Origin of the sequence: Rhodococcus baikonurensis (assembly GCF_040489275.1) — a bacterium.
Taxonomy (GTDB): Bacteria; Actinomycetota; Actinomycetes; order Mycobacteriales; family Mycobacteriaceae; genus Rhodococcus_F; species Rhodococcus_F baikonurensis.
This window is the reverse complement of the sequence record NZ_JBEUOQ010000001.1, coordinates 83884-107809: the sequence shown is the minus strand read 5'-3', so window position 1 is coordinate 107809 and position 23926 is coordinate 83884. Positions and strand designations below refer to the sequence as shown.

Sequence of the window (23926 nt, the reverse complement as noted above, 5' to 3'; positions counted from 1 at the left end):
TCGTCTCATCTCAGCCCGAGATCGAGAGTCTTTGTCGGTGGCTTCCATTACCGTGCGCGCATGACTCTCACACTCGGCATGATCACCTTCGACAGTCTCGATCCCGGTCCCCTCGCAACGTGGTGGGCAGCGCAATTGGGCGGAAACATCGTCGAGGAAAACGACGGTTGGTTCTACATCGTCTCGGTCCCTGACAGCGCCACCAACTTCGCTTTCCAGAAGGTCCCGGACCCCACCGCCGGGAAGAACCGCATCCATCTCGATCTGGGGAGTCCGGATCTCGACGCCGAGGTGGCGCGCCTCGTCGAGGCAGGGGCAACTGAGCACCACCGCGAGAACATGGACGGTTTCCGCTGGGTGACGCTCCTCGATCCTGACGGGAATCAGTTCTGCGTGTCCGGTCCGCATGCCTGAGCCGACCGGTCCTGTGCCCACCTGATTCGCGCCCACTGATTTCGCAGGCAGTGATTCGGGCATGATGAGGGGCATGACTTCTCAGACTTCTCGGACCGGGGCGGCTTCTCTGACCGGGGCCGACGCAGACGGCCTGTGCAGCTTCGTCGATTCGTCACCGTCGCCGTTCCATGTGTGCGCGACGGTGGCGACCGAGCTGACAGCCGGCGGGTTCGTCGAAGTCCACGAAACGCAGTCGTGGCCCGCCGAGCCCGGACGGTACTTCCTCGTGCGCGGTGGTTCGCTGATCGCCTGGAGCACCGAGGGCCTGGGAAAAACAGTGGGAAACACCGCTCCGTTCCGGATCGTCGGAGGCCACACCGACAGCCCGAATCTGCGGGTCAAACAGCACCCAGACCTCACTTCGGCGGGGTGGCAGATGGTGGGTCTCGAACCGTACGGCGGTGCGTGGCTGAACTCCTGGCTCGACCGCGATCTCGGTATCTCCGGCCGAATGAGTGTTCGGGTGGGAAACACTGTGGAGCAGAAGCTGGTTCGCATCGACGACCCGATTCTTCGTGTTCCGCAGCTGGCTATCCACCTGTCCGAAGATCGCAAGGGCGTGACGCTGGATCCGCAGCGGCATGTCAACGGAATCTGGGGAGTGGGTTCGAAACCCAAGTCGTTCATCGGTTTTGTCGCCGAGCGTGCGGACGTGGCCGCGTCGTCGGTTCTCGGCTGGGAATTGATGACACACGACCTTGCACCCAGCGCAGTGGTGGGGGTGGACAAGGAATTGGTCAGCGCCCCCAGGCTCGACAATCAAGGCACGTGTTATGCAGGGACACAAGCGCTTCTGGCCGCAACCGAGTCGCCGGGACTGCAGATTCCGGTGCTTGCGCTCTTCGATCACGAAGAGGTCGGCAGTATGTCCGATCGCGGAGCTTTCTCGGACCTGCTGAACACAGTTCTCGAGCGGATCGTGTTGGGACGCGGTGGTGGCCGCGAAGAATTCCTGCAGGCGATGGCAGGCTCGGTGTGCGCGTCTGGCGACATGGCGCACGCGACGCACCCCAACTACCCGGACCGCCACGAGCCCGCCCATCGGATCGAGATCAACGGCGGGCCGGTACTCAAGGTCAACCAGAACCTGCGATACGCCACCGATGCTGCCGGTGCAGGCGAATTCGCGCTTGCCTGCGACCAGGCGGGGGTGCCGATGCAGCGCTACGTCCACCGCGCCGATCTGCCGTGCGGCTCAACCATCGGACCCATCACGGCATCGCGCACCGGGCTGTCCACCGTCGACGTCGGCGCGCCTCAACTCGCGATGCACTCGGCCCGCGAGCTGATGGGCGCGGCAGACGTCCGCATGTATGCCGACGCGCTCGGTGCCTTCCTCACGCCGCGAAGTTAAGAGCTGGGAGTCAGATAGCAGGGAGCCCAGTGGGGGCAGCCGGTAGATCCTCGAAGAAGTCGGCGCTCGGTGTGAAGAACATCGAGCCCGTCACGGCCGTCGAGAAGTCGAGCAGTCGGTCGTAGTTGCCGCGAGGGTTGCCGAGAAACATGTTCTCGAGCATCCGTTCCGTGATCGCCGGCGTGCGGCAGTAGCCGATGAAAAAGGTACCGATCTCGTCGTCACCGAGGCGCCCGTACGGCATGTTGGCGCGCAGGATCTCGAGAGCCTTGCCGTTCTCGTCCTTGATCGCGTTGAGGGCGACGTGCGAGTTGGCCGGCTTCACGTCGGACGTCATCTCGATGTCCTCGAGCTTGCTGCGTCCGATCACACGCTCCTGCTCGTCGACGGTGATTGCTTCCCAGTCCCGCATCTTGTGGATGTAGCGCTGGATGTGGACGTAGCTGCCGCCGGCGAACTCGGGATCCTCGTCGCCGACCGTCACCGCGGCGACGGCGTCGCGGCCCACCGGATTCTCGGTGCCGTCGACGAAGCCGATGAGGTCGCGGTTCTCGAAGTACTGGAAGCCGTGAACCTCGTCGACGACCGTGGCCGCGCCGTGCAGTCGCTTCGTGATCTGCCGAGCCACCTCGAAACACGCGTCCATGCTCATCGCGCGGATGTGGAAGAGCAGATCACCGGGAGTCGACGGCGCCGAGTGAACATCACCCTGCAAAGCGGTGAACGGGTGCAGCAGCGCAGGGCGCGGACCGGCGAACAGTCGATCCCAAGCCAGGGAACCGATGCTCGTCACGACGTCCAGACCTGATCCGGGGACACGCAGCCCCACGGCCCGTTGCAGTCCCGCGACATCGGCGAGCAGTCCTCGTGTGGTGTTCTCGCCACCCGGATTCACGGTCGCGACCAGGAAAATTGCAGCCGGAGTGAGGGGAGTGGTCACCGACTGGGACTGTGCCGTGAGGTCGGACTGACGAACATCCTGGGGCATGCGAGACCTTTCGAGGAAAACAATGAACCGGCCTGACCTTAAGAAAACCGACCGGATTACCCAAACCGGGGCGGGTGTGACCGGCGATACTTCGCAGGCCCGGCCGTGTCGCGGGTGCTGCCGTCTGCGGAAGTCGTCGGCCCACACCGATAGACTGTCCCCCGGCACGTTCTTTCGTTGGGCACATTCGTGGTGTCCCGCTCCGCGCCGGCTTGCCTCTTGACTCCCGTAGGGAAGGGACCACTCTCCAGTGTCTGCTCACCAGGTCGATACCGTCACGCACGCATCGGCTGATCCCGATGCCGCTCAGCCGTTCAAGGAGCTCGGTCTCAAGGACGACGAATACGCACGCATCAAGGAGATCCTGGGCCGCCGTCCCACGGACGCCGAACTGGCGATGTACTCGGTGATGTGGAGCGAGCACTGCTCGTACAAGTCCTCGAAGGTCCACCTCGGATACTTCGGCAAGACCACCACCGACGAGATGCGCGCCAACATGCTGGCCGGTATCGGTGAGAACGCCGGCGTCGTCGACATCGGCGACGGCTGGGCAGTCACGTTCAAGGTCGAGAGCCACAACCACCCGTCGTACGTCGAGCCCTACCAGGGTGCGGCAACCGGTGTCGGTGGCATCGTCCGCGACATCATGGCCATGGGTGCTCGTCCGATCGCCGTCATGGATCAGCTTCGATTCGGTGCTGCTGACGCCCCCGATACCCGTCGCGTCGTCGACGGTGTCGTGCGTGGTGTCGGTGGATACGGAAACTCCCTCGGCCTGCCGAACATCGGCGGCGAGACGGTCTTCGACGAGTCCTATGCCGGTAACCCGCTGGTCAACGCCCTCGCTGCCGGCGTCATGCGCGTCGAGGATCTGCATCTGGCCTTTGCTTCGGGTGCAGGCAACAAGATCATCCTGTTCGGCGCACGCACCGGTCTCGACGGCATCGGCGGCGTCTCGGTCCTCGCGTCGGCAACCTTCGACGACGAGGGTGGAGACACCGGCGGACGTAAGAAGCTCCCTGCCGTCCAGGTTGGCGACCCCTTCACCGAGAAGGTGCTCATCGAGTGCTGTCTCGACCTCTACAAGGCCGGCCTCGTTGTCGGCATCCAGGACCTCGGCGGCGCCGGGCTGTCCTGCGCCACCTCCGAGCTGGCTGCAGCCGGTGACGGCGGCATGCACATCAACCTCGAGAAGGTTCCGATGCGCGCCACCGGCATGACCCCGGCCGAGGTGCTCTCGAGCGAATCACAGGAGCGCATGTGCGCCGTGGTCACGCCCGAGAACGTCGATGCGTTCATGGAGGTCTGCAAGAAGTGGGACGTCCTGGCCACCGACATCGGCGAGGTCACCGACGGTGAGCACCTCACCATCTCCTGGCACGGCGAGACCGTCGTCGACGTTCCCCCGCGCACCGTCGCTCACGAAGGCCCGGTCTACCACCGTCCCGTCGAGCGCCCGGCAAGCCAGGACGCGTTGATCGAGAACACGACCGCCGGACTGAAGCGTCCCGAAACCGACGCCGAGCTCGAAGCGACCCTGCTGAAGATGATCGCCTCGCCTGCCCTGTGCAGCCGCAAGTGGATCACCGAGCAGTACGACCGCTACGTCCGCGGTAACACCGTCCTGGCCGAGAACGCCGACGGCGGTGTCATCCGCATCGACGAGAAGACCGGACGCGGAATCGCACTGTCCACCGACGCTTCGGGCCGTTACACCGCTCTCGACCCGTACACCGGTGCGCAGCTCGCATTGGCCGAGGCTTTCCGCAACGTGGCAGTCACGGGCGCAACGCCCAAGGCCGTCTCCAACTGCCTCAACTTCGGTTCGCCCGAGGACCCGGGTGTCATGTGGCAGTTCCAGCAGGCTGTTCGCGGCCTCGCCGACGGTTGCGCCACCCTCGGCATCCCCGTCACCGGCGGCAACGTCAGCTTCTACAACCAGACCGGATCCACAGCCATCTTGCCGACGCCGGTGGTTGCCGTCCTCGGTGTGATCGACGACGTTCACCGCCGTATCCCGACGGGCCTCGGACTCGAGCCCGGCGAGACGCTGATCCTGCTCGGCGATACCCACGACGAGTTCGACGGTTCCATCTGGTCGCAGGTCGAGCACGGTCATCTCGGTGGCGTGCCGCCGAAGGTCGACCTCGCTCGTGAGCAGCTGCTTGCGGACATCCTGCTCGCCTCCTCGCGTGACGGACTGGTCACCGCAGCTCACGACCTCTCCGAGGGTGGACTGGCCCAGGCTGTCGTCGAAGCCGCGCTGGCCGGCGAAACCGGTTGCCGCATCCTGATTCCCGAGGGTGCCGATCCGTTCGTGACCCTGTTCTCGGAATCGTCCGGACGCGTCCTCGTGGCAGTGCCGCGCACCGAGGAGACCCGCTTCACCGGTATGTGCACCGCTCGCGGCTTGCCGTGGACGCGTATCGGGGTCGTCGACGAGGGCAGCGACTCCGTCGAGGTCCAGGGACACTTCTCCGTCACGATGGCCAAGCTCCGTGAGGCCTTCGAGGGAACGCTGCCCGCACTGTTCGGGTGATAGATGGTCGATTCCGGAGAACTGACTACTTCTGACAGCCAGCCGCAGGAACACCACCTGCGGCTGGCTGTTCCCGCATCTCTCGAGAAGTTCGACAACCGCTTCACCGAGTGGGCGTGGGGGCTCCTCAAACTCGACTTCACCGGCATCGCGTTTGCCGCGTTCTTCTTCTGCTGGTCGTTGACTCCTTCGCTGTTACCGCGAGATTGGCTGTTCCAAGGTCTGATCGGCGGCATCAACTCGGCCATCGGTTACGGCGTCGGTACCGCGATCGGTTGGGCTGTCGAGCGATACCTGCTCAGCGGTCGACGGTGGTGGCCCCTGCCCGAGCCGGTGCCATCCGCGATCAAGGTCTTCGTTCCGGTCGCATCCATCGTCGCGGCGATCATCATGCTGGTCTACGCGGCCGGGTGGCAACGCGAAATCGCGGCGCTGACCGACGCCGAAGGTACGACCACCTCGGGCTACATCCGAACCCTCGGACTGAGCCTGCTCGTCGGCGGCCTGCTCATCTCGATCTGGCGGGTCCTTCACGATCTGGTGAAACTGATTGCCCGACAGTTGATGCGGCGGTTCCACTGGTCGCGGTCGGTCGCCAATGGTGTCGGCGTCCTGGTTGTCACTGTTCTGTTCTTCATGCTGGTCGACGGCGTCCTGGTCCGTGGAATCTACGCCGCGACCAACTCGATCTTCAGTCTGCAGAACTCGACCACTCGCGACGGCGTCGTCGAACCGCAGGATCCGATGAAATCGGGTAGCCCCGAATCTGCGGCTCCCTGGGACACATTGGGGTTCGAGGGGCGCAACTTCGTCTCGCGTGGACTGGATGCCCAGGAACTCGAGGCGGCAACCGGTAAGCCTGCGATGGATCCGATTCGCGTCTATGCCGGACTCGAAAGTGCCGAAGATCCCGAAGAACGCATGGATCTGGTCATCAAAGAACTGGAGAGGACCGGCGCCTTCCAGCGCAAGGTTCTCGTGGTCATTCCGACGACAGGTACGGGGTGGGTAAATCCCACTGCGGCACAGGCAATCGAGCTTGTACACGGCGGCGACACTGCTCTTGTCGCCAGCCAGTACTCGTACCTGCCGAGTTGGATCTCGTTCCTCGCCGACCAGGAGAAGGCGCAAGCTGCCGGTCGCCTGTTGATCGAGCGGGTACACGAAAGATGGCTCCAGGAACCGGAAGCCACCAGACCGAAGTTCATGGTCTACGGCGAGAGCCTCGGCGTCATGGCCGGCGCCGGTGCCTTCGACACCCTGCAAGCGGCGCGCGATACCGCCGACGGAATTCTGTGGGTAGGTCCGCCGAACGCGACGCAGTTGTGGCGTTCGATCGAGAAGAGGCGCGATCCAGGCACTCCCGAAGTGGCGCCCGTGTACGCGGACGGTCTGGCCGGAGTCCGGTTCGCGGATCGCTCCGAAGACATTCCGGCCGACGGGATGACGTGGCCGCAGCCGCGGGTTCTGTTTGTCCAGCACCCTTCCGATCCGGTGGTGTGGTGGTCGCCCGACCTCATGTTCAACCGGCCCGAGTGGCTCAAGGAAGTACCGGGATTCGACCGCTCACCGTCGATGAAGTGGTTCCCGGTCGTGACGTTCTGGCAGGTGTCCGCCGACCTCGGTAACGCCGCGGGAGTTCCGGACGGTCACGGTCACAATTACGGAACTTCCGTTCTGGACGCCTGGATCAGCGTTGCCCAGCCCGAGGGATGGACGGCCGCAGAAACCGAGCGGGTTCGGTCGGCATTGGTCGTCGCCGTGAAATCCGAGGGCCCCGAGAAGTGAGGGGAGTCGCTTCGATCGGGCTTTCCGCCGCCGCGATCACCTGGAGCAACGTCGTGCTTCCGGCATTCGGTCTTTCGCCCCGCGCTCGCGCAGTGGTCAACACCGCGGCGGGTCTGTCCGCCATCGGGGTCTTACTCGCACGTGGTTACACCCGTGAGGAACTCGGTCTGGCGCACACCGGAATTCGTGGTGGTGCTCAGTTCGGCGGAGCCGCGGCCGGGGCGGTCCTTATCGGCTACAGCGTCGCTTTGGTTGTTCCCTCCTTGCGTGCGACTCTCGCTGCCGACGAGCGAGCCGACGGCCGCGAAGACTTCCTCGAATGGATCATCCTGCACATCCCGTTCGGCACGGTCCTTTCCGAGGAACTGTTGTTCCGTAGCGCGATGTCCGCAGTCTGGAACCGCGAACTGAACAGACCGACCGCGCAGGCTGTTCACGCACTGACTTTCGGGTTGTGGCACGTCGCCCCCGCCCGCGGTGCCGGCGACAACGTTCCCGCTGCAGTGGCATTCACCGGGGCCTCCGCAGTGCTGTTCGAGTGGCTGCATCGCAGAGGCGGCAGCGTGCTTGCCCCCGCCCTGCTGCACCTGGCCACCAATGCCGGTGGCGCACTGGCCGTTCGTATCGCTACTCGCAGACAGGGAGTGAACTGATGCCGCCCCGCCGCGCCGTCGACCCCGCCGAATTTCGTGCCGCCGTCCTGGCAGTCGGCCCGTGGCTTCGAGATCCGGACCTTCCGAAGCCGTCTCGCAGTGAACTCGGCGCCGCAGTGAAGATGAGTGCGCGCACTCTCGAGCAGATCGCCCCCGGATCGAGCGTCGAGGTGCGGGTCCCGCCGTTTGTTGCGGTGCAGTGCATCGAAGGACCGCGGCACACCCGCGGAACTCCACCCAACGTCGTCGAGACGGACGCTCGTACCTGGTTGCAGATGGTCACCGGACTCCTGGAGTTCTCCGAGGCCGCAGGTGACGGACGAGTCGACGCGTCAGGTAGCCGCGCCCCCGAAATAGCGCACTGGCTCCCACTGCTCCGATTGGCGCAGTAAACAGAGACCACCCGGTTCGCTTCAGGGTGATCTGCGACCCAAGGCTGCCCTCAGGGGAACTGGGTCCCAAAATGGCCGTAGACTGTGGATGCCCCCCAACCCCTGCCCACAAAGGGAGCGCCCGGTGACTCGTGCCGATCTGTCGGTCAACAGTCCAAATCTCCTCGCTTCGAACCCGTCCGACGAGGACGAGAACGAGCCCCGCGAAGAATGCGGTGTATTCGGCGTCTGGGCGCCGGGAGAGGATGTGGCGAAGCTCACTTATTACGGCCTGTACGCACTTCAGCACCGTGGTCAAGAAGCTGCCGGCATTGCGGTAGCCGACGGCTCCCAGGTGTTGGTGTTCAAGGATCTCGGCCTGGTCAGCCAGGTATTCGACGAGCAGACCCTCGCAGCGATGCCAGGACATGTCGCCGTCGGACATTGCCGTTATTCGACGACCGGTTCCACGACGTGGGAGAACGCGCAGCCCATCTTCCGTACCACCACTGCCGGTACCGGAATCGCGCTCGGCCACAACGGCAACCTGGTCAACACCGCTGAACTCGCGAGCCGCACCCGTGCAGCCGGCCTGGTCAACGACAAGCGCCCCAATGCCGCGACGTCCGACTCCGACCTCATCGGTGGTCTCCTGGCACACGCTGCCGGCGACAGCACCATCGAGCAGGCCGCGATGGAATTGCTGCCCACGTTGGAGGGCGCGTTCTGCCTCACCTTCATGGACGAGCACACGCTGTACGCAGCTCGTGACCCGCACGGCATCCGCCCGCTCTGCCTGGGCCGGCTCGACCGCGGTTGGGTGGTCGCCAGCGAGACTGCAGCCCTCGACATCGTCGGTGCATCGTTCGTCCGCGACATCGAACCCGGCGAGCTTCTCGCGATCGACGCCGACGGCGTCCGCTCCTCGCGTTTCGCGAACCCGACGCCCAAGGGCTGTGTCTTCGAGTACGTCTACCTCGCGCGTCCCGACAGCGTCATCGGTGGCCGTTCGGTTCACTCGACCCGAGTCGAGATCGGCCGCCTGCTCGCCAGCGAGCACCCCGCCGAAGGTGACCTGGTCATCCCCGTTCCCGAGTCCGGCACCCCCGCCGCCGTCGGTTACGCACAGGGCTCAGGCATCCCCTACGGCCAGGGTTTGATGAAGAACGCCTACGTCGGCCGTACCTTCATCCAGCCGTCGCAGACGATCCGTCAGCTCGGCATCAGGCTCAAGCTCAACCCGCTCAAGGAAGTCATCCGCGGCAAGCGCCTTGTGGTGGTGGACGATTCGATCGTCCGCGGCAACACCCAGCGTGCGCTCATCCGGATGCTCCGCGAAGCCGGCGCCCTCGAAATTCACGTCCGTATCGCCTCGCCGCCGGTCAAGTGGCCCTGCTTCTACGGCATCGACTTCGCCTCGCCGGCCGAATTGATTGCCAACGGCGCAGGCGGACAGGATGCGACGTTCGAGGAAATGCTCGACGGTGTGCGTCGTTCCATCGGGGCGGACACGCTCGGATACATCTCCACCGAAGGCATGATCGCCGCGACCGAGCAGCCGGCCAGCCGCCTGTGCGCCGCCTGCTTCGACGGGACCTACCCGATCGCGCTTCCCAAGGAAACCTCGATCGGCAAGAACGTCCTCGAGGGGATGCTCGAGAGCACCGCAGGTTCGACGGCCACTCGCGACAACGACAACGCGAGCGCGCTCAGCCGCCCCTGAACACCTAAAGCTGCAAAGCGCCGAAAATCGATAGCCGAGAATCTGCCGTCCACAACTTGTGGGCGGCAGATTTTCTGTTCACGACTTTCCGTTCGACGACACGGCGTACGTCGTGAGCATCTGGCATAGTGCCCTCCGTGGCGCAACTGAGAATGGACGGGCACCGGGTACTGGTCGCAGACCTGGTGGGGGACACCATCAAAGCGATCAACGGTTCGATGGTGGCGTACGAGGGTGCGATCACCTTCAAGAACGCCGGTATGGGCGGTGGCGGTGGGTTACGTGCCGCGCTGAAACAGAAGGCGGCAGGTGAATCGCTGTCCCTGATGGAAGTCAGCGGACAAGGCACCGTCTACTTCGCGGTCGACGCCCAGGACATCACGATCATCGAACTCAACAACGATGCCTTGCACGTCGAAGCCTCGCAGTTGCTCGCACTGGTCGGACAACTGCGAACCGACGTGAAATTTGCCGGACTCCGCGGCGCAGGTTCCGGACAGGGCTTGTTCACGACGGTCGTCAGCGGCACCGGTCTGGTGGCCGTGCTGTCGAAGGGCGGACCGATCATCGCGCTCGAAGTCAGCCCGCAGTATCCGCTGGTTGCCGATCCCGACGCCTTCGTCGCTCACCGCGGCCAGCTCAACCAGAGCTTCGTCACCGACGTCACCTGGCGCTCCGCGATCGGCGGTGGCAGCGGTGAAGCGTTCTCGCTGCGATTCGACGGATCCGGAGTCGTCTACATCCAGCCCGAGGAGCGCTGAACCATGCCGTTGGAATTGGTGAACAGCAAGGTCGTCAAGTCGACCCTCGCACCGGGACAGAACGTGCTCGCCCGCACCGGGTCGATGCTCTACTACACCGGCGACGTCCGCTTCATCCCGCACAGCATGGGCGGTGGGCCGGGCGCCATGCCGAACATGGGCGGTATCGCCGGGATGGCCGGCCGCATGATGTCCGGCGAACACGCACGCATGATGGCGGCCGAAGGAAATGGTGAAGTCTTCTACGGCCACGCCGGTTTGTACGTCGAGGTGATCCACCTCGACGGTTCGTCGATGCTCACGGTCGAAGCCGACCGGCTCCTCGCGCACGACGGGTACCTCCAGAGCTCGATAGTCGCACTCACGTCCCAGGGCGGTGTGCGCGGAGCAGTACGAGGCGCCATGACCGGTCAAGGACTGTTCACGACGCAATTGCACGGACAGGGAAGCGTCGCGGTCCTCTCGCACGGGGGTGCGATTCCGTTGCAGGTCGGTCCCAACAACCCTCAGGTCGTCGTCGACCCGCAGGCATACGTGTGCCACATCGGTCAGATAAACGTCGACATCTCCGCGAACGTCGGCTGGCGCGAGGCCGTCGGCAAGGGCTCGGGGGAGTCCATCCAGCTGAAGATGACCGGCGCCGGCACCGTCTGGGTCCAGGCGTCCGAGCAGAAGTTCTGAGAGGGCAAAGAGCATGGGTATCGAAATTCACAATCCGGCGACTCTGCCCGCCAACGACAACGTCCCGGGCAACGACTACGCCTTCTGCGTCGAGATGGCCGGACAACCGTGGTTCACGTCCAAGGGCGCGATGATCGCGTACTACGGAAACATCAACTTCGAGCCGCTCGGGCGCACGAGCATGACGGCGATCGTCGCGGCCAGGTTCTCTTCGCCGTTCTACGCGGACGACTGGGTGCTCGCTCAGGGGCAGGGCAAGTTGATCCTCGGCGACCGCGGATTCAACATCAATTCCTACGACCTCGACGACGGCAACCTCACGATTCGCGCGGCCAATCTCCTCGCCTTCGAGACGAGCCTGGACCTCAAACAGTCCATCGTCCCAGGCTTTTTGACGCTGCTGGGGACGGGGAAGTTCCTGGCGTCGTCCAACGGCCCGGTCATGTTCGCGGAGCCGCCGCTGCGCATCGACCCGCAGGCGTTGGTGGGTTGGGCCGACTGCCCGTCGCCGTCCCATCACTTCGATGCCGACTGGATGCAGAGCTTCCTGGGCGCGGTTCGCGGAAGCATGTTCGGCGCGAACACCGGTGAAGAACGCCAGTTCGATTTCACCGGAGCCGGGACGGTACTGATCCAGTCGAGCGAGAAGGTCGTCCACGACGGGCACCTCCTCAAACACATCGAATCCGAGACCGTCGCACTCGGGCAGAACAGTCTGCGCGCACTGCACGCCTCGATCGGCGCGCGGCTGCAGAACTGACGTCTCGGGGTACGCGAGGTCTCACCGAGGGGGCCGGTCCGGTAGCGTATGGGCGTAATCGTCGGTATTTGTGTGCGCGCTCTGGGTCTCGAGTCGAACGGTCCCTCTCGCGTCACGAGGATTGCAAACACTTCACATTGCAAGACCACTTACCTGTGCACGAGCAATACGTGCTCGCGAGAAATACAAGGCTGGAGTAGTAACCCGATGACCGAGGACAGTCACCGCACCGCAGGCGCCTCCTACGCGGCAGCAGGAGTCGATATCGCCGCAGGCGACCGGGCGGTGGAACTCTTCGCCCCTCTGGCCAAGAAGGCCAGCCGCCCCGAGGTCATGGGCGGCCTCGGTGGTTTCGCCGGCTTGTTCTCCCTCAAGGGTGACTACAAGGAGCCGCTGCTCGCCGCATCGACCGACGGCGTCGGAACCAAGCTCGCTGTCGCTCAGGCGATGGACAAGCACGACACGGTCGGACTCGACCTCGTCGCCATGGTTGTCGACGACCTCGTCGTCTGTGGCGCTGAGCCGCTGTTCCTCCAGGACTACATCGCTGTCGGCCGGGTCATCCCCGAGCGCGTCGCGGAATTGGTCAGCGGAATCGCCGAGGGCTGCATCCAGGCCGGCTGCGCTCTCCTCGGTGGCGAGACCGCCGAGCACCCCGGCATCATGGCCGACGGTGACTACGACCTCTCCGCCACCGGCGTCGGCGTCGTGGAGGCCGAGAAGCTGCTCGGACCGGACCGCGTTCGCCCCGGCGACGTCGTCATCGCCATGGGTTCGTCGGGACTGCACTCCAACGGTTACTCACTGGCCCGCAAGGTCCTCCTCGAGATCGACCGGATGAACCTGAGCGCACACGTCGACGAGTTCGGCCGCACACTCGGTGAAGAACTGCTCGAGCCCACCAAGATCTACGCCAAGGACTGCCTGGCACTCGCTGCCGAGACCGACGTGCGCACCTTCTGCCACGTCACCGGTGGCGGCCTCGCCAACAACCTCGCTCGCGTCATGCCCAAGGGCTTGGTCGCCGAACTCGATCGCGGAACCTGGAGCCCCGCTCCGGTCTTCGCGATGATCGCGCAACGCGGACGCGTCGAGCGCGCCGAGATGGAGCAGACCTTCAACATGGGCGTCGGCATGGTGGCCGTCGTAGCTCCCGAAGACGTCGACCGTGCGCTTGCAGTTCTGACTGCACGCCACATCGACTGCTGGACGCTCGGTAGCGTCAAGAAGGCGTCGGACGCCGCTGCAGAGCGTGCGTTCCTGGCCGGAGACCACCCGCGCTTCTAAGCCGCAACGTCACCTCTAGACCACAACTGCCCCATCGGAGAAATCCGGTGGGGCAGTTTTGTTTCCATCTGTGTTTCGATCGAAGCGCAGGCGTGAGGCGGAAATGGAACGCAAAAATGAGGAAGAGCGATCAGCTCTTCCTCATTTCACAGTCTGCGCGGTGGCAGTGCGCGGTCAACGCCGCCAGTCGTCGTAGTCGTCCTCTCGCGCATGCCCTTCCCTATCGGAAGTCTGGTCCGATCGGACACTGCTCCGATGCGAGTTGGTCGATCCACCTGCGAGCTCTCTTTGCAGGCTGTCGAAATCCGTGGTCGGTACGCTGTATTTCAATTCGCGTGCAACCTTGGTCTGCTTTGCCTTAGCCCGGCCGCGGCCCATGGCTGACCCCCTCGCGCTTTCGCGGGGCGGCCTGGGGAATTTGGCGGCCCCGTTTGAGTGTGTAAGTTTCCTGACACACACTCTAGCGTGGAAAAGTCGCTTCCGCTTCCACGAACGCCTCACCGCCGTGTCTGATTGCTCTCACTATGGCCGCGAGCTGCCAGGATGCTGAAAGAACTCGTCAGAACTTTGTGAGAACTGCTCAGAAGTTTCCCGGAATTGCGCGAATCGTCCCCACTCGGGCGTCACCGCCGAAGACGGGAGCCGACGCGAGAGCCGCCAGCTCCTCGGTCCACTCGGTGTCCATTCGCTTGAGCAGAGCTGCCGCCAACGGCAGAAGCGCCCGCTCGTGGCCGTCGTCGATCTTGAGGGCGAAAGCGGAACCGTCGGGAAGCGCTCCGGCGTAGATGCCGTCGTATCCGGTCTTGGAGAACAGACCCGGCACGGCTGACATCAGGCGCTGATCGTTGCGGCCCGTGCCCGAGACGAGGAAGGGGTTCTCGCGGACCGCGTCGGCCACGGCTCGTTCAGGGGAGTCCGGCTCAGCCGAGGGCAGGCGTCCGAATGCCCGAGCCAGGTTCGTGAGCGAGAGCGGCACGATCGGGAGGCCGCAACCGTCGATGCCGAGTTCCTGCTCCTCCTCACCGCTGAGATCGAAGATCGTCTCCTGGATCGCGAGCTGAAGGGGATGAGACGGCTCCATGTACGTCTCGAGCGGCCAGTCGTTCACGACGCACGTCGCGAGCATCGCGGAGTGCTTGCCCGAGCAGGTCATGTAGATCGGGCTGGGAAGCTCGCCCGCTGCGATCAGTTCGGCTCGGGCCAGTTCGTTGCCCGGCAGATCTGAGGGGCACTGCAACTGGTCGACACCGAGTTGGTAGCGAGCGAGAAGCGCGGCGACCAGTTCGATGTGATCGGCCTCGCCCGCGTGTGAGGACGACGCGACGGCCAACTCTTCCGGACTGGTGGGTGCAAAGCCGTTACGGAGCGCTGCGACGGCTTGCAGCGGCTTGTTCGCCGAGCGCGGGTAGATGGGTGTGTGAATTTCCCCGAGTCCGACGACGACCTCGCCGTCGGCGCCGAGAATGACGGCCGATCCGCGATGCACGCATTCGCGGAATCCGGAGCGGACCACTTCCACCAATTCGATACTCACGAGTGCACCTGCGCTTCTGCTTGTTCGATGAACCTCTGGACGCGCGCGGTGACGTTCGGTGCAAGATCGGTGTGTTCTGCGAGGAGCCGTCGAAGTCGCTCGGGGTCGGTTCCGGCGAAGACCTCTCGAACCGTCACCCCGTGCTCCGGGACGTGGACTCGGGTCACCGAGTCGCCCGCGGCGATCGTGCCGGTCCGGTTGACGCGAAGGTAAGCGCCCACGTCGGTCCGTTCGGTGAATCTCTTGACCCAGCCCTTTTCCGCGGCCCAGATGCCGAACGTGCCGCACGGGACGCGGGGAGCGGTTACTTCGAGTTCGAGAACGTCCGACGCCTCGGCTCCGGTGATGTGCCAGCGCTCGCCGATCACGGCGTCCGTGACGAGCATGCCGCTGATGTGGAGATTCTCGCCGAACCATCCGGGGCCGAGCGGTCGGCCCAACTCGTCCGACCAACGCTGCGCTTCGTCGCGCTGATACGCGTAGACGGCTTGGAACGCGCCGCCGTGGAACTCGGTGTCGCAGACGTAGTCGCCGCCGAGTCCGAGTCGTCCTACCGCGACACGGCCGTCGACGGGGCGCTTGTCGATCGCGGTCCGTGGGACTCGCCTGACTCCACTGTCACGTTCGGTGTGGACGACGCAGACCGCGTCGACGATGCCCGTCACTTGCCGCGCAATCGGTTGACAGCCTCACGTCCGGCCTGGGGTGCGTCGTCCGCGACGATCGAATCCGGATCGATGGACGCGGCGCTGGGGCCGGCCATGAGTTCGGTGTCGACCGGGATGTTGCGCTTGATCAGAGCGAGTGCGATGGGGCCGAGTTCGTGATGATTGACGACGGTCCCGACGCGTCCGACGGCCCGTCCACCCGCGGTGATCGGGTCACCCGGTTCCGGGATCGCTTCGGCGCTCCCGTCGAGGTGCAGCATGACGAGGTGGCGCGGGGGCTTGCCGAGATTGTGAACCCGGGCGACTGTTTCCTGACCGCGGTAGCAGCCCTTGTCGAGGTGGACGGCGCCGTGCTCGGCCGGACCACCGATCCAGTGGACCTCGTGCGGGATCGTGCGTTCGTCGGTGTCCAGTCCGAGGCGAGGCCTCGTCGCTTCGACGCGCAGTGCCTCGAAGGCCCAACTTCCGGCGGGCTTGGCGCCGGCATCGGTCAGCTTGGTCCACCACGCTGACAATTGCTCACGTGGGACGAGCAGATCGAACGAGTCCTCGGTCGGCCACGGCATGCGGCGGACGAACCCGCCGTCGGCCAGCGCGAGGGCGTCGTAGGCATCGGTTGGTGTCTGCACGCCGATCGAGGAGAGGACCGCCGGGGATTCGGGACCGATCAGGCTCAGGACCGCAAGCTCGTTGCCGTCTCGAGGCTCGGCTTTGGACCAGAACACCATCTTCTTCAAGAAGGAGAGAAGGTCAGGTCCGCGGTCGGCCTCGGTGTCGATCCAGGTGACGCCGGCCAGGTCCGTCTGCACGAAGTGGTGCTCGACGCGTCCGTTGACGTCCAGGCTCAGGTTTTCGGCGCTCTTGCCGTCGGGGAGCGCGGCGATGTGCTGACTGGAGATCGTGTGCAGCCACGTGAGGCGTTCGTCGCCGGGGATGGCGATCACGAATCTGTGACTGCGGTCGACCACCACTGCTGCGCGCTGCGCGGTTCGCTGTTCACCGAGGGGATCGCCGTAGTGCCATGCGACACCGATGTCGGCCGAACCGTCCGGTGCGGTGACCGCGCCGGGGGAAGTCAGAAGTGGGCTGTTGGGCACAAGAGCGTTGTCGACCACAAGACCAGTCTAGGAGTGTGGGCGGGATCGCGGTTACAGGGCGGCCCCGGCGGCTTGGCGGATCGTTAGGGTTGATGGCATGCCTGATCGCGTATTGGTGACTCTCGACCATGAGGTGCTCGATGCTGACGCACCGTTTCTGCACGCCGACGACCTGGCGGTGGTGCGCGGCGACGGAGTCTTCGAGACGCTGTTGGTACGCGACGGCCGCGCCCGGGTGGTCGAGGGACACCTGAGTCGACTGGTTCTGAGCGCGCGGGCACTCGGCCTGCCCGCTCCCGTTCTCGACGACTGGCGTCTGGCGATCGAGATGGCTGCCGAGGAGTGGGGGACCGAGGAGGAAGGCGCTCTTCGTCTCGTTCTGACCCGCGGCCGTGAGAGTGGCGACAAGCCGACAGCCTTCGTGATGGTCGGTCCTGTGGCCGATCGGGTCAGGCAGGTCCGGGAATCGGGGCTGTCGGTGATGACGCTCGAGCGAGGTTTCTCCGTCGATCTCTCTGCCCGGGCGCCCTGGCAGCTGCTGGGCGCGAAGACGTTGTCCTACGCAACCAACATGGCAGCGCTCCGATATGCGGCGAATTTGGGTGCCGACGATGTGATCTTCGTCAGTTCTGAGGGCAATGTGTTGGAGGGGCCACGCTCGACGGTGGTGATCGTTCGGGACAGGACTTTGATCACACCGCCTCCCGCACAGGGCATTTTGATGGGTACGACGCAGCGTGCCCTGTTCGACGTGGCCGGCAGCGCTCGCTTCGATTGCCGATACGAAACCCTCCGACCTGCGGATTTGATTGCGGCCGACGGAGTGTGGATGGTTTCGAGCGTCACACTGGCCGCGCGCGTCCATACACTCGACGGGCTCGCATTGCCAGAGCCGAAGGTCTCCGAGGAATTCGCGGAATTGGTTGAACGTGCAATTGATTCGGATTCAGCAGGGCGATAGGCGAATAGGAATCGCGACAGGTCTCTACTACATTTGGTAGTAGCAAAGTCCTGCGGTCCAAACCGGACAGCAGTACCGTGTCCGCAGGGGCCGAGCGACTGCCCGCGTCTCGAACCCCGAAGCCTGTCCCAGGGCCCTACTCTCGGAGTAGCCAATGGATACTTTGGACGTCTCCAGGTGGCAGTTCGGTATCACTACCGTCTACCACTTCATCCTTGTTCCGCTGACCATCGGACTTGCGCCGATGATCGCGATCATGCAGACGATGTGGGTGGTCACCAAAAAGGACCACTGGTATCGGCTCACCAAGTTTTTCGGCAAGCTCTTCCTCATCAACTTCGCCCTCGGTGTAGCCACCGGCATCGTGCAGGAGTTCCAGTTCGGTATGAACTGGAGCGAGTACTCGCGATTCGTCGGTGACGTCTTCGGAGCTCCGCTCGCGTTGGAAGGCCTCGTCGCCTTCTTCATGGAGTCCGTCTTCATCGGACTGTGGATCTTCGGTTGGGGCAGGCTGCCCAAACTTGTACACCTGGCGTGTATTTGGCTCGTGGCGATCGGCGTCAACGCGTCGGCGTTCTTCATCATCGCGGCCAACTCGTTCATGCAGCATCCGGTCGGTGCGACGTACAACCCCGAAACGGGCCGTGCCGAGCTCACCAGCATCTGGGAGCTGTTGACCAACAACACCGCTCTTGCTGCCTTCCCGCACGCGGTAGCGGGCGCCTTCCTGACGGCGGCGACGTTTGTTGCCGGCATCAGTGGTTGGTGGATGGTGCGGAACATGCGCCGCGCCAAGCAAGCTGAGGCCACCGAAGCCGAACGTCTCGAATCCGATGCGCGCACGATGTACCGCCCGGCAACACGATTCGCCTTGCTCGTCATGATCGTGGCCGGAATCGGCATCATCTACACCGGTGACGTCCAAGGCAAGCTCATGTTCCAGCAGCAGCCGATGAAGATGGCGTCGGCAGAATCGCTGTGCGACACCGAGATGGATCCGGACTTCTCGATTCTCACCATCGGTACGCACAACAACTGTGACAGCGTGACGCACGTAATCAAGGTGCCGTTCGTTCTGCCGTGGTTGGCCGAAGGCAAGTTCACCGGTGTCGAACTGCAAGGTGTCAACCAGCTGCAGGAGCAGGCGGAGCAGGACTTCGGACCGGGCAACTACCGACCGAATCTCTTTGTCACGTACTGGTCCTTCCGCGCAATGATCGGCCTTGCAGCCGGTTCGGCAGCGCTGGCCCTCGCGGGACTGTGGGTCACACGCAAGGGACGGGTCCCGGACCAGAAGTGGTTCGGAATCCTCAGTCTCGTCGCGATTCCCACTCCCTTCATGGCGAACAGCGCCGGCTGGATCTTCACCGAGATGGGCCGTCAGCCCTGGGTGGTGCATCCCAATCCGACCGGCGTCGACATGATCAGACTGACTGTCGACCAAGGTGTTTCGGACCACGCGTCGGCTACCGTCTGGGCCTCGCTGATCACCTTCACCCTCTTGTACGGAGCACTGGGTGTGGTCTGGTTCAAGCTGATCGTGCGGTACGCGAAGGAAGGTCCGCTGGAGCACGACATGCATCCGCCGGGCGATACAGATCATGACGAGCCGGAAGATCCGGACAAGCCCAAACAACTGTCGTTCGCGTACTAGGAGGCGATCATGGGACTTCAAGAAGTATGGTTCGTGCTCGTCGCAGTACTGTTCATCGGTTACTTCGTCCTCGAAGGGTTCGACTTCGGTGTCGGAATGCTCATGCCGATCGTCGGCAGAGGCAGCGACCTCCCTGCCGATACGCGTCGACGCGTGGCGCTCAACACGATCGGCCCGGTGTGGGACGGCAACGAGGTGTGGCTGATCACGGCCGGTGGCGCGATGTTCGCGGCATTCCCGGAGTGGTACGCGACGTTGTTCTCCGGGTTCTATCTACCGTTGCTGATCATCCTGGTGGCCTTGATCGTTCGTATCTGTGCCATCGAATGGCGAAGCAAGATCGACGACGACAAATGGCGTCAGCGCTGCGACTGGGGCATCATCTTCGGCTCCTGGGTCCCGGCAGTTCTCTGGGGCGTGGCTTTCGCGAACATCGTTCGGGGCGTGGCGATCAACGCCGACAAGCAGGTCGAGTCGGGATTCTTCGATCTGCTCAATCCGTACGCACTTCTCGGCGGTCTGACCACCGCGCTGGTGTTCGCCCTCCACGGCGCTGTCTTCCTGGCACTCAAGAGTGCCGACGAGGTTCGTGAAGACGCAGTGAAAATTGCTGCACGACTGGCAATTCCGGCGATCCCGGTCGCCGGTGGATTCGTCCTGTGGACACAACTCGCCTACGGCAAGGGATGGACGTGGATTCTGGTAGCCGCTGCTGCTGCCGCACTGATCGGCGTCGTCTTCCTGACGCGGGCCGAGCGTGAAGGCTGGGCTTTCGTTCTCACCTGTGTGGCAGTCATCGCCACCGTCGTACTGCTGTTCGCCTCGCTGTTCCCGAACGTCATGCCGTCGACGCTCGATCCGGCATACAGCCTGACCATCGAGAACGCGTCGTCGAGTCCGTACACGCTCAAGGTGATGACGTGGGCCGCGGCATTCATGACGCCGGTGGTGATCATCTACCAGGGATGGACGTACTGGGTGTTCCGACAGCGCATCTCCTCCAAGCAGATTCCGGCGTCGATCGGTCTGCGATTCAAGGAGAAGACGTGGTAGTCACCAACCCTGATTCACAACAGATTCGGATCACGAAAGAACTGACGGTCGAATTCACGTGACTATCGAAGTAGGCGACGCTCCCACCACTCGGGAGCGTCGCCGGGGGCCGATCGACCCGCGACTGTGGCGCCATTCCGCTTCTGCGCGCGGCTATCTGATCCTGACGGTCGCTCTGTCGATGGTGAACGTCGTGATGGTCATCGTCGCGGCGCTCATGATCGGCCGGGTGCTGGCCGGAGTGATCACCACTCGAACTGTGGATGTTTCTTCGTGGACAACCGAATTGGTTGTTCTGGCCGCAGCTGTGGCGGTCCGAGTTCTGGGGACCTGGCTGCAGACCAGGTATGCACACCGGGCGTCGACTCGCGTCGTTGCCGAGATCAAGAACGGCGTACTGACGTCGGCGACGGCAATGAACCCGCGCGATCTGGATCCTCGGCGTGACGAGATCGCGACCGTGGTCACCCGCGGTGTCGACGGCCTCGGTCCGTACCTGACGGGATACCTTCCGGCTCTGGTCCTGTCGGTGACACTGACGCCCATCACCCTGATAGTCATTGCGGTGCAGGACATGACGTCTGCGGTCATCATTTTCGTGACGCTGCCGCTGATTCCGATCTTCATGATTCTGATCGGCTTGCTGACAAAGGGTAAATCGGAGAAGACGCTGGCAGCGATGACCACCTTGTCTTCACAGCTGCTCGATCTACTTGCCGGTTTGCCGACGCTGCGAGCGCTCGGTCGTCAGCAAGGTCCTGCCGAGCGGGTACGTGAACTCGGTGACGCCCATCGGCGAACGACGATGTCTGCTCTGCGCGTCGCGTTCCTGTCCTCGATGGTGCTGGAACTGCTCGCTACACTCTGCGTCGCGTTGGTGGCCGTGAGCATCGGCTTGCGACTGGTGTACGGGGACATGTCGCTCGAGCCGGGGATCGTCGCGTTGATCCTCGCGCCCGAGGTGTACCTGCCGCTTCGGATGGTGGGAACCCAGTTCCATGCCGCCGAGGACGGAATGGCAGCAGCCGACAAGGCGTTCGAGGTGATCGAAGCGGATTCTGCTGCGCCGGAGGGCGGTTGGACGACGGTGGTCGCGCGCGGCGCCGACATCGTCTTCGACGGACTCGGCGTGAACTCTCGTGGGGGAGTCGCACCGTCTCAACTTTCCGCCGTGGCGTCGCCAGGGAAGATCACCGTGCTCACCGGGCCCAACGGCTGCGGCAAGTCGACGGCAGTGCACGCGTTACTCGGGTTGATCGAACCGAGCAGTGGGCGTGTGACGGTTGCCGGCGTCGATGTTCGAGAGCTGGACGAGAACGCGTGGTGGAGTCAATTGGCTTGGCTGCCTCAGCATCCGGTCCTCCTGCCGGGCACTGTTCGCGAGAATCTCGATCTCACCGGGGTCGTTGATGCACAGGCGTTGAGTCGTGCCGCCGCTGCGACGGGATTCGAGGCCGTGCTGGCCGAGCTTCCTGCGGGTGTCGAGACAGTCATCGGTGCCGGCGGCACAGGTCTGTCGCTGGGGCAGCGTCAACGTCTGGCGCTGACACGCGTGCTCGCTTCCGACCGCGCTGTTCTCATCCTGGACGAGCCCACCGCTCACCTCGACTCCGATTCGGAAGGGACAGTGTTGGCTTCTCTGAGAGCACGGGCGGAGCGTGGTGACACCGTCGTCGTGATCGGCCACCGTCCGAGTGTGCTTGCCGCAGCTGACCAGATCGTCGAGGTTCGTGCCCATGAGAAGTGACACTCACGATCCGCTCCTGCGTGCCCTGCAACTACTGGAACTTCGACCACGACGCGTACTGACGGCGGTAGCCGCCGGTGTGGCAACACTCGGCAGTGCCCTCGCCTTGGCCGCGCTGTCCGCGTGGTTGATCACGCGTGCTTGGGAGATGCCTCCCGTTCTCGATCTCAGCGTTGCGGTGGTTGCCGTACGCGCGTTGGGAATCTCGCGTGGTGTCTTCCGCTACCTCGAGCGATTGACGACGCACGACGTCGCGTTGCGCGGCACCACCGCAGCGCGGTCGAGGATCTACCAGCAGTTGGCAGCGGGAGATCCCGCGGCCGCCGCCGGACTACGACGCGGTGACCTGCTCGCACGTACCGGCGCCGATGTGGACGCGCTGGGCGGCGTAGTCGTCAAAGCGCTGATCCCGATCGCTGTTTCGGTTGTCCTCGCGTTCGCTGCGGTGGGCATCTTGTTGTTCATCTCGGTTCCGGCTGCGCTCATTCTGGCTGTTGCGCTGGCGGTGTCCGGGATCGCGGCACCCTGGCTTTCGGCGCGTGCAGCTCGACTCGCCGAGGCCGACAGTTCAGCTGCCGCAGCGCGATTCAGTGAGTCCGCTGTGACGGCGCTCGACCATTCCGCTGAGCTTCGGGTATCAGGTCGCTTGGATCAGGCCGTGAGCGAGGCGGTGTCTGCCGAAAACGAGGTGGTCGACGCAACCGATCGCGCGGCGGTCCCGAGTGCCTTTGCCGCCGCCGCGACACCTCTCGCAATCGGTGTGAGCGTTCTCGGGGCGTTGCTGATCGGAATCACACTGTATGGAACCACCGACATGTCACCGATGTCCATGGGAATCCTTGTACTGCTTCCCCTGTCGGCATTCGAGGGAACCGCGATCCTGCCCAGCGCGGCGGTAGCATTGACCAAGGCGCGACTGGCGTCGGCTCGCATCATGGCGGTCCTCGATCGAGCAGCCGAGGAACACGTCGAAGGTGATCGTGCGTGGCCCGAGAACGGGGCTCTCAGCGTGCACGCGTTGCAGGCAGGTTGGCCCGGTGGGAAGGTGACCGAACCGCTGTCTGTGGATCTTCCTCGCGGCGCTCGTGTTGCCGTGGTCGGTGAGAGCGGATCGGGAAAGACCACCGCGCTGATGACGATGGCGGGACTGCTACCACCCGTCGCGGGAACGGTTCGAGTCGGCGGAGTGGATGTTTCGGATATCGATCCGGCCGAACTGCGTCGGCACGTCGGATACTTCGCCGAAGATGCACACCTCTTCGAGACGTCGGTACTCGAGAACCTGCGCGTCGCGCGGGGTGACCTCACCGCCGAGGACGCGGAGAAGGCACTTGCCGCCGTTGGTCTCGGAGAGTGGCTGTCGGAACTGCCGGACGGGCTCGACACCTACCTGGTCGGCGGTATGCGAGCGGTTTCGGGCGGTGAGCGTCGTCGGTTGCTGTTGGCACGCGCGATCGTCTCGCCCGCGGAGGTATTGCTGCTCGACGAGCCGACCGAGCACATGGACGCGGAGGCCGGCGCTCAGTTGCTCCGCGAGTTGCTCGGTCGCGAAGCAACGCTGGTCGATTCTTCGCGAACCGTAGTTGTCGTCACCCACCAACTTCCGGACGGCACAGCAGCTGACCAGGTGATATGCGTCGGGAAAGTTTCTGTGGAAAATACGTTGCCGTCGTCGTGAAGTGGGCGTACTTTCTCCTGTACACAAGGAAGGAGGTGGTCTGAAATTGAAGTACAGACGGACGCGTGAGGTGGCTGCCAGCTAGCCGCAATCGCTGATGGAATTCACTTACCGCGTGAGCGGCCGGCGAATCCCAGGCAGCCACCCGACCCCCGAGCCCCCGATCAGTCCGA

At 64.1% G+C, this 23926-nt stretch carries 21 protein-coding genes; 16 read left to right on the top strand and 5 right to left on the bottom strand.

Translation table 11 applies throughout. The features are described from left to right. The first annotated feature begins 60 nt into the window (after positions 1 to 60). Both ABWI03_RS00535 and ABWI03_RS00530 read left to right on the top strand, forming a co-directional pair. Positions 61 to 414 (top strand): VOC family protein, encoded by a 354-nt coding sequence (locus ABWI03_RS00535; protein ID WP_003939907.1) that lies wholly within the window; start codon positions 61 to 63, stop codon positions 412 to 414. Between the two features lie 64 nt (positions 415 to 478). Continuing rightward, the gene (locus tag ABWI03_RS00530; RefSeq protein ID WP_298777782.1) at positions 479 to 1810 is read left to right on the top strand and encodes a M18 family aminopeptidase; all 1332 of its coding nucleotides are present in this window, start codon (positions 479 to 481) and stop codon (positions 1808 to 1810) included. A 10-nt stretch (positions 1811 to 1820) separates the two neighbouring features. On the opposite strand, the gene ABWI03_RS00525 is transcribed toward ABWI03_RS00530, so the two are convergent. After that, entirely contained in the window at positions 1821 to 2798 is a 978-nt protein-coding gene (locus ABWI03_RS00525) for a Dyp-type peroxidase (RefSeq protein WP_298777251.1), read from the bottom strand. 250 nt (positions 2799 to 3048) lie between these two features. On the opposite strand from ABWI03_RS00525, the gene purL reads away from it, so the two are divergent. The 9 genes from purL to purM all read left to right on the top strand — a co-directional run bounded on the left by purL (position 3049) and on the right by purM (position 13361). Next, positions 3049 to 5337, top strand: a complete 2289-nt coding sequence (purL, locus tag ABWI03_RS00520) for a phosphoribosylformylglycinamidine synthase subunit PurL (protein ID WP_124567694.1) — start codon at positions 3049 to 3051, stop codon at positions 5335 to 5337. A gap of 3 nt (positions 5338 to 5340) precedes the next feature. Then, complete coding sequence (locus tag ABWI03_RS00515; RefSeq protein ID WP_124567693.1) at positions 5341 to 7125, top strand: alpha/beta hydrolase; 1785 nt, start codon at positions 5341 to 5343, stop codon at positions 7123 to 7125. Further along, complete coding sequence (locus ABWI03_RS00510; protein WP_298777252.1) at positions 7122 to 7778, top strand: CPBP family intramembrane glutamic endopeptidase; 657 nt, start codon at positions 7122 to 7124, stop codon at positions 7776 to 7778. Before ABWI03_RS00515 ends, ABWI03_RS00510 begins: the two co-directional genes overlap by 4 nt. Then, positions 7778 to 8170: a sterol carrier family protein gene (locus ABWI03_RS00505; protein WP_124567691.1), complete on the top strand. Its 393-nt coding sequence runs from the start codon at positions 7778 to 7780 to the stop codon at positions 8168 to 8170. Before ABWI03_RS00510 ends, ABWI03_RS00505 begins: the two co-directional genes overlap by 1 nt. A 124-nt stretch (positions 8171 to 8294) precedes the next feature. Continuing rightward, positions 8295 to 9872 (top strand): amidophosphoribosyltransferase, encoded by a 1578-nt coding sequence (purF, locus tag ABWI03_RS00500; RefSeq protein WP_003940541.1) that lies wholly within the window; start codon positions 8295 to 8297, stop codon positions 9870 to 9872. Between the two features lie 152 nt (positions 9873 to 10024). Then, the gene (locus ABWI03_RS00495; protein ID WP_003940441.1) at positions 10025 to 10633 is read left to right on the top strand and encodes an AIM24 family protein; all 609 of its coding nucleotides are present in this window, start codon (positions 10025 to 10027) and stop codon (positions 10631 to 10633) included. 3 nt (positions 10634 to 10636) lie between these two features. Then, positions 10637 to 11314, top strand: a complete 678-nt coding sequence (locus ABWI03_RS00490) for an AIM24 family protein (RefSeq protein WP_003939918.1) — start codon at positions 10637 to 10639, stop codon at positions 11312 to 11314. A gap of 13 nt (positions 11315 to 11327) precedes the next feature. Beyond that, positions 11328 to 12074 (top strand): AIM24 family protein, encoded by a 747-nt coding sequence (locus ABWI03_RS00485; RefSeq protein ID WP_298777253.1) that lies wholly within the window; start codon positions 11328 to 11330, stop codon positions 12072 to 12074. Positions 12075 to 12281: 207 nt separating this feature from the next. Then, positions 12282 to 13361 carry a phosphoribosylformylglycinamidine cyclo-ligase gene (purM, locus tag ABWI03_RS00480; RefSeq protein ID WP_003940225.1) on the top strand — a complete coding sequence of 360 codons (1080 nt, stop codon included), beginning with the start codon at positions 12282 to 12284 and terminating at the stop codon, positions 13359 to 13361. A gap of 174 nt (positions 13362 to 13535) precedes the next feature. Here purM and ABWI03_RS00475 read toward each other — a convergent pair whose 3' ends face one another. From ABWI03_RS00475 to ygfZ, 4 genes are all read right to left on the bottom strand, one after another. Further along, positions 13536 to 13739, bottom strand: coding sequence for a DUF3073 domain-containing protein (locus ABWI03_RS00475; RefSeq protein WP_003940337.1), 204 nt, complete (start codon positions 13737 to 13739; stop codon positions 13536 to 13538). A 202-nt stretch (positions 13740 to 13941) separates the two neighbouring features. After that, positions 13942 to 14895, bottom strand: a complete 954-nt coding sequence (locus ABWI03_RS00470) for an asparaginase (RefSeq protein ID WP_298777254.1) — start codon at positions 14893 to 14895, stop codon at positions 13942 to 13944. Then, a complete protein-coding gene (locus ABWI03_RS00465; protein WP_095968670.1) occupies positions 14892 to 15560 on the bottom strand; it encodes an MOSC domain-containing protein in 669 nt (222 codons plus the stop codon). Before ABWI03_RS00465 ends, ABWI03_RS00470 begins: the two co-directional genes overlap by 4 nt. Then, on the bottom strand, positions 15557 to 16678 hold the full coding sequence (gene ygfZ, locus ABWI03_RS00460; protein ID WP_298777255.1) for a CAF17-like 4Fe-4S cluster assembly/insertion protein YgfZ: 1122 nt from the start codon (positions 16676 to 16678) through the stop codon (positions 15557 to 15559). Before ygfZ ends, ABWI03_RS00465 begins: the two co-directional genes overlap by 4 nt. Positions 16679 to 16757: 79 nt before the next feature. Between ygfZ and ABWI03_RS00455 the strand changes: the two genes are divergently transcribed. The 5 genes from ABWI03_RS00455 to cydC all read left to right on the top strand — a co-directional run bounded on the left by ABWI03_RS00455 (position 16758) and on the right by cydC (position 23753). Then, positions 16758 to 17621 carry an aminodeoxychorismate lyase gene (locus tag ABWI03_RS00455; RefSeq protein ID WP_124567689.1) on the top strand — a complete coding sequence of 288 codons (864 nt, stop codon included), beginning with the start codon at positions 16758 to 16760 and terminating at the stop codon, positions 17619 to 17621. A 154-nt stretch (positions 17622 to 17775) separates the two neighbouring features. Further along, on the top strand, positions 17776 to 19275 hold the full coding sequence (locus ABWI03_RS00450; protein WP_166809237.1) for a cytochrome ubiquinol oxidase subunit I: 1500 nt from the start codon (positions 17776 to 17778) through the stop codon (positions 19273 to 19275). Between the two features lie 9 nt (positions 19276 to 19284). After that, a complete protein-coding gene (gene cydB / locus ABWI03_RS00445) occupies positions 19285 to 20328 on the top strand; it encodes a cytochrome d ubiquinol oxidase subunit II (RefSeq protein WP_003939727.1) in 1044 nt (347 codons plus the stop codon). Positions 20329 to 20386: 58 nt separating this feature from the next. Next, positions 20387 to 22075: a thiol reductant ABC exporter subunit CydD gene (gene cydD / locus ABWI03_RS00440; RefSeq protein ID WP_298777256.1), complete on the top strand. Its 1689-nt coding sequence runs from the start codon at positions 20387 to 20389 to the stop codon at positions 22073 to 22075. Further along, complete coding sequence (cydC, locus tag ABWI03_RS00435) at positions 22065 to 23753, top strand: thiol reductant ABC exporter subunit CydC (protein WP_298777257.1); 1689 nt, start codon at positions 22065 to 22067, stop codon at positions 23751 to 23753. The genes cydD and cydC overlap by 11 nt, the downstream gene beginning before the upstream one ends. Positions 23754 to 23926 lie beyond the last annotated feature (173 nt).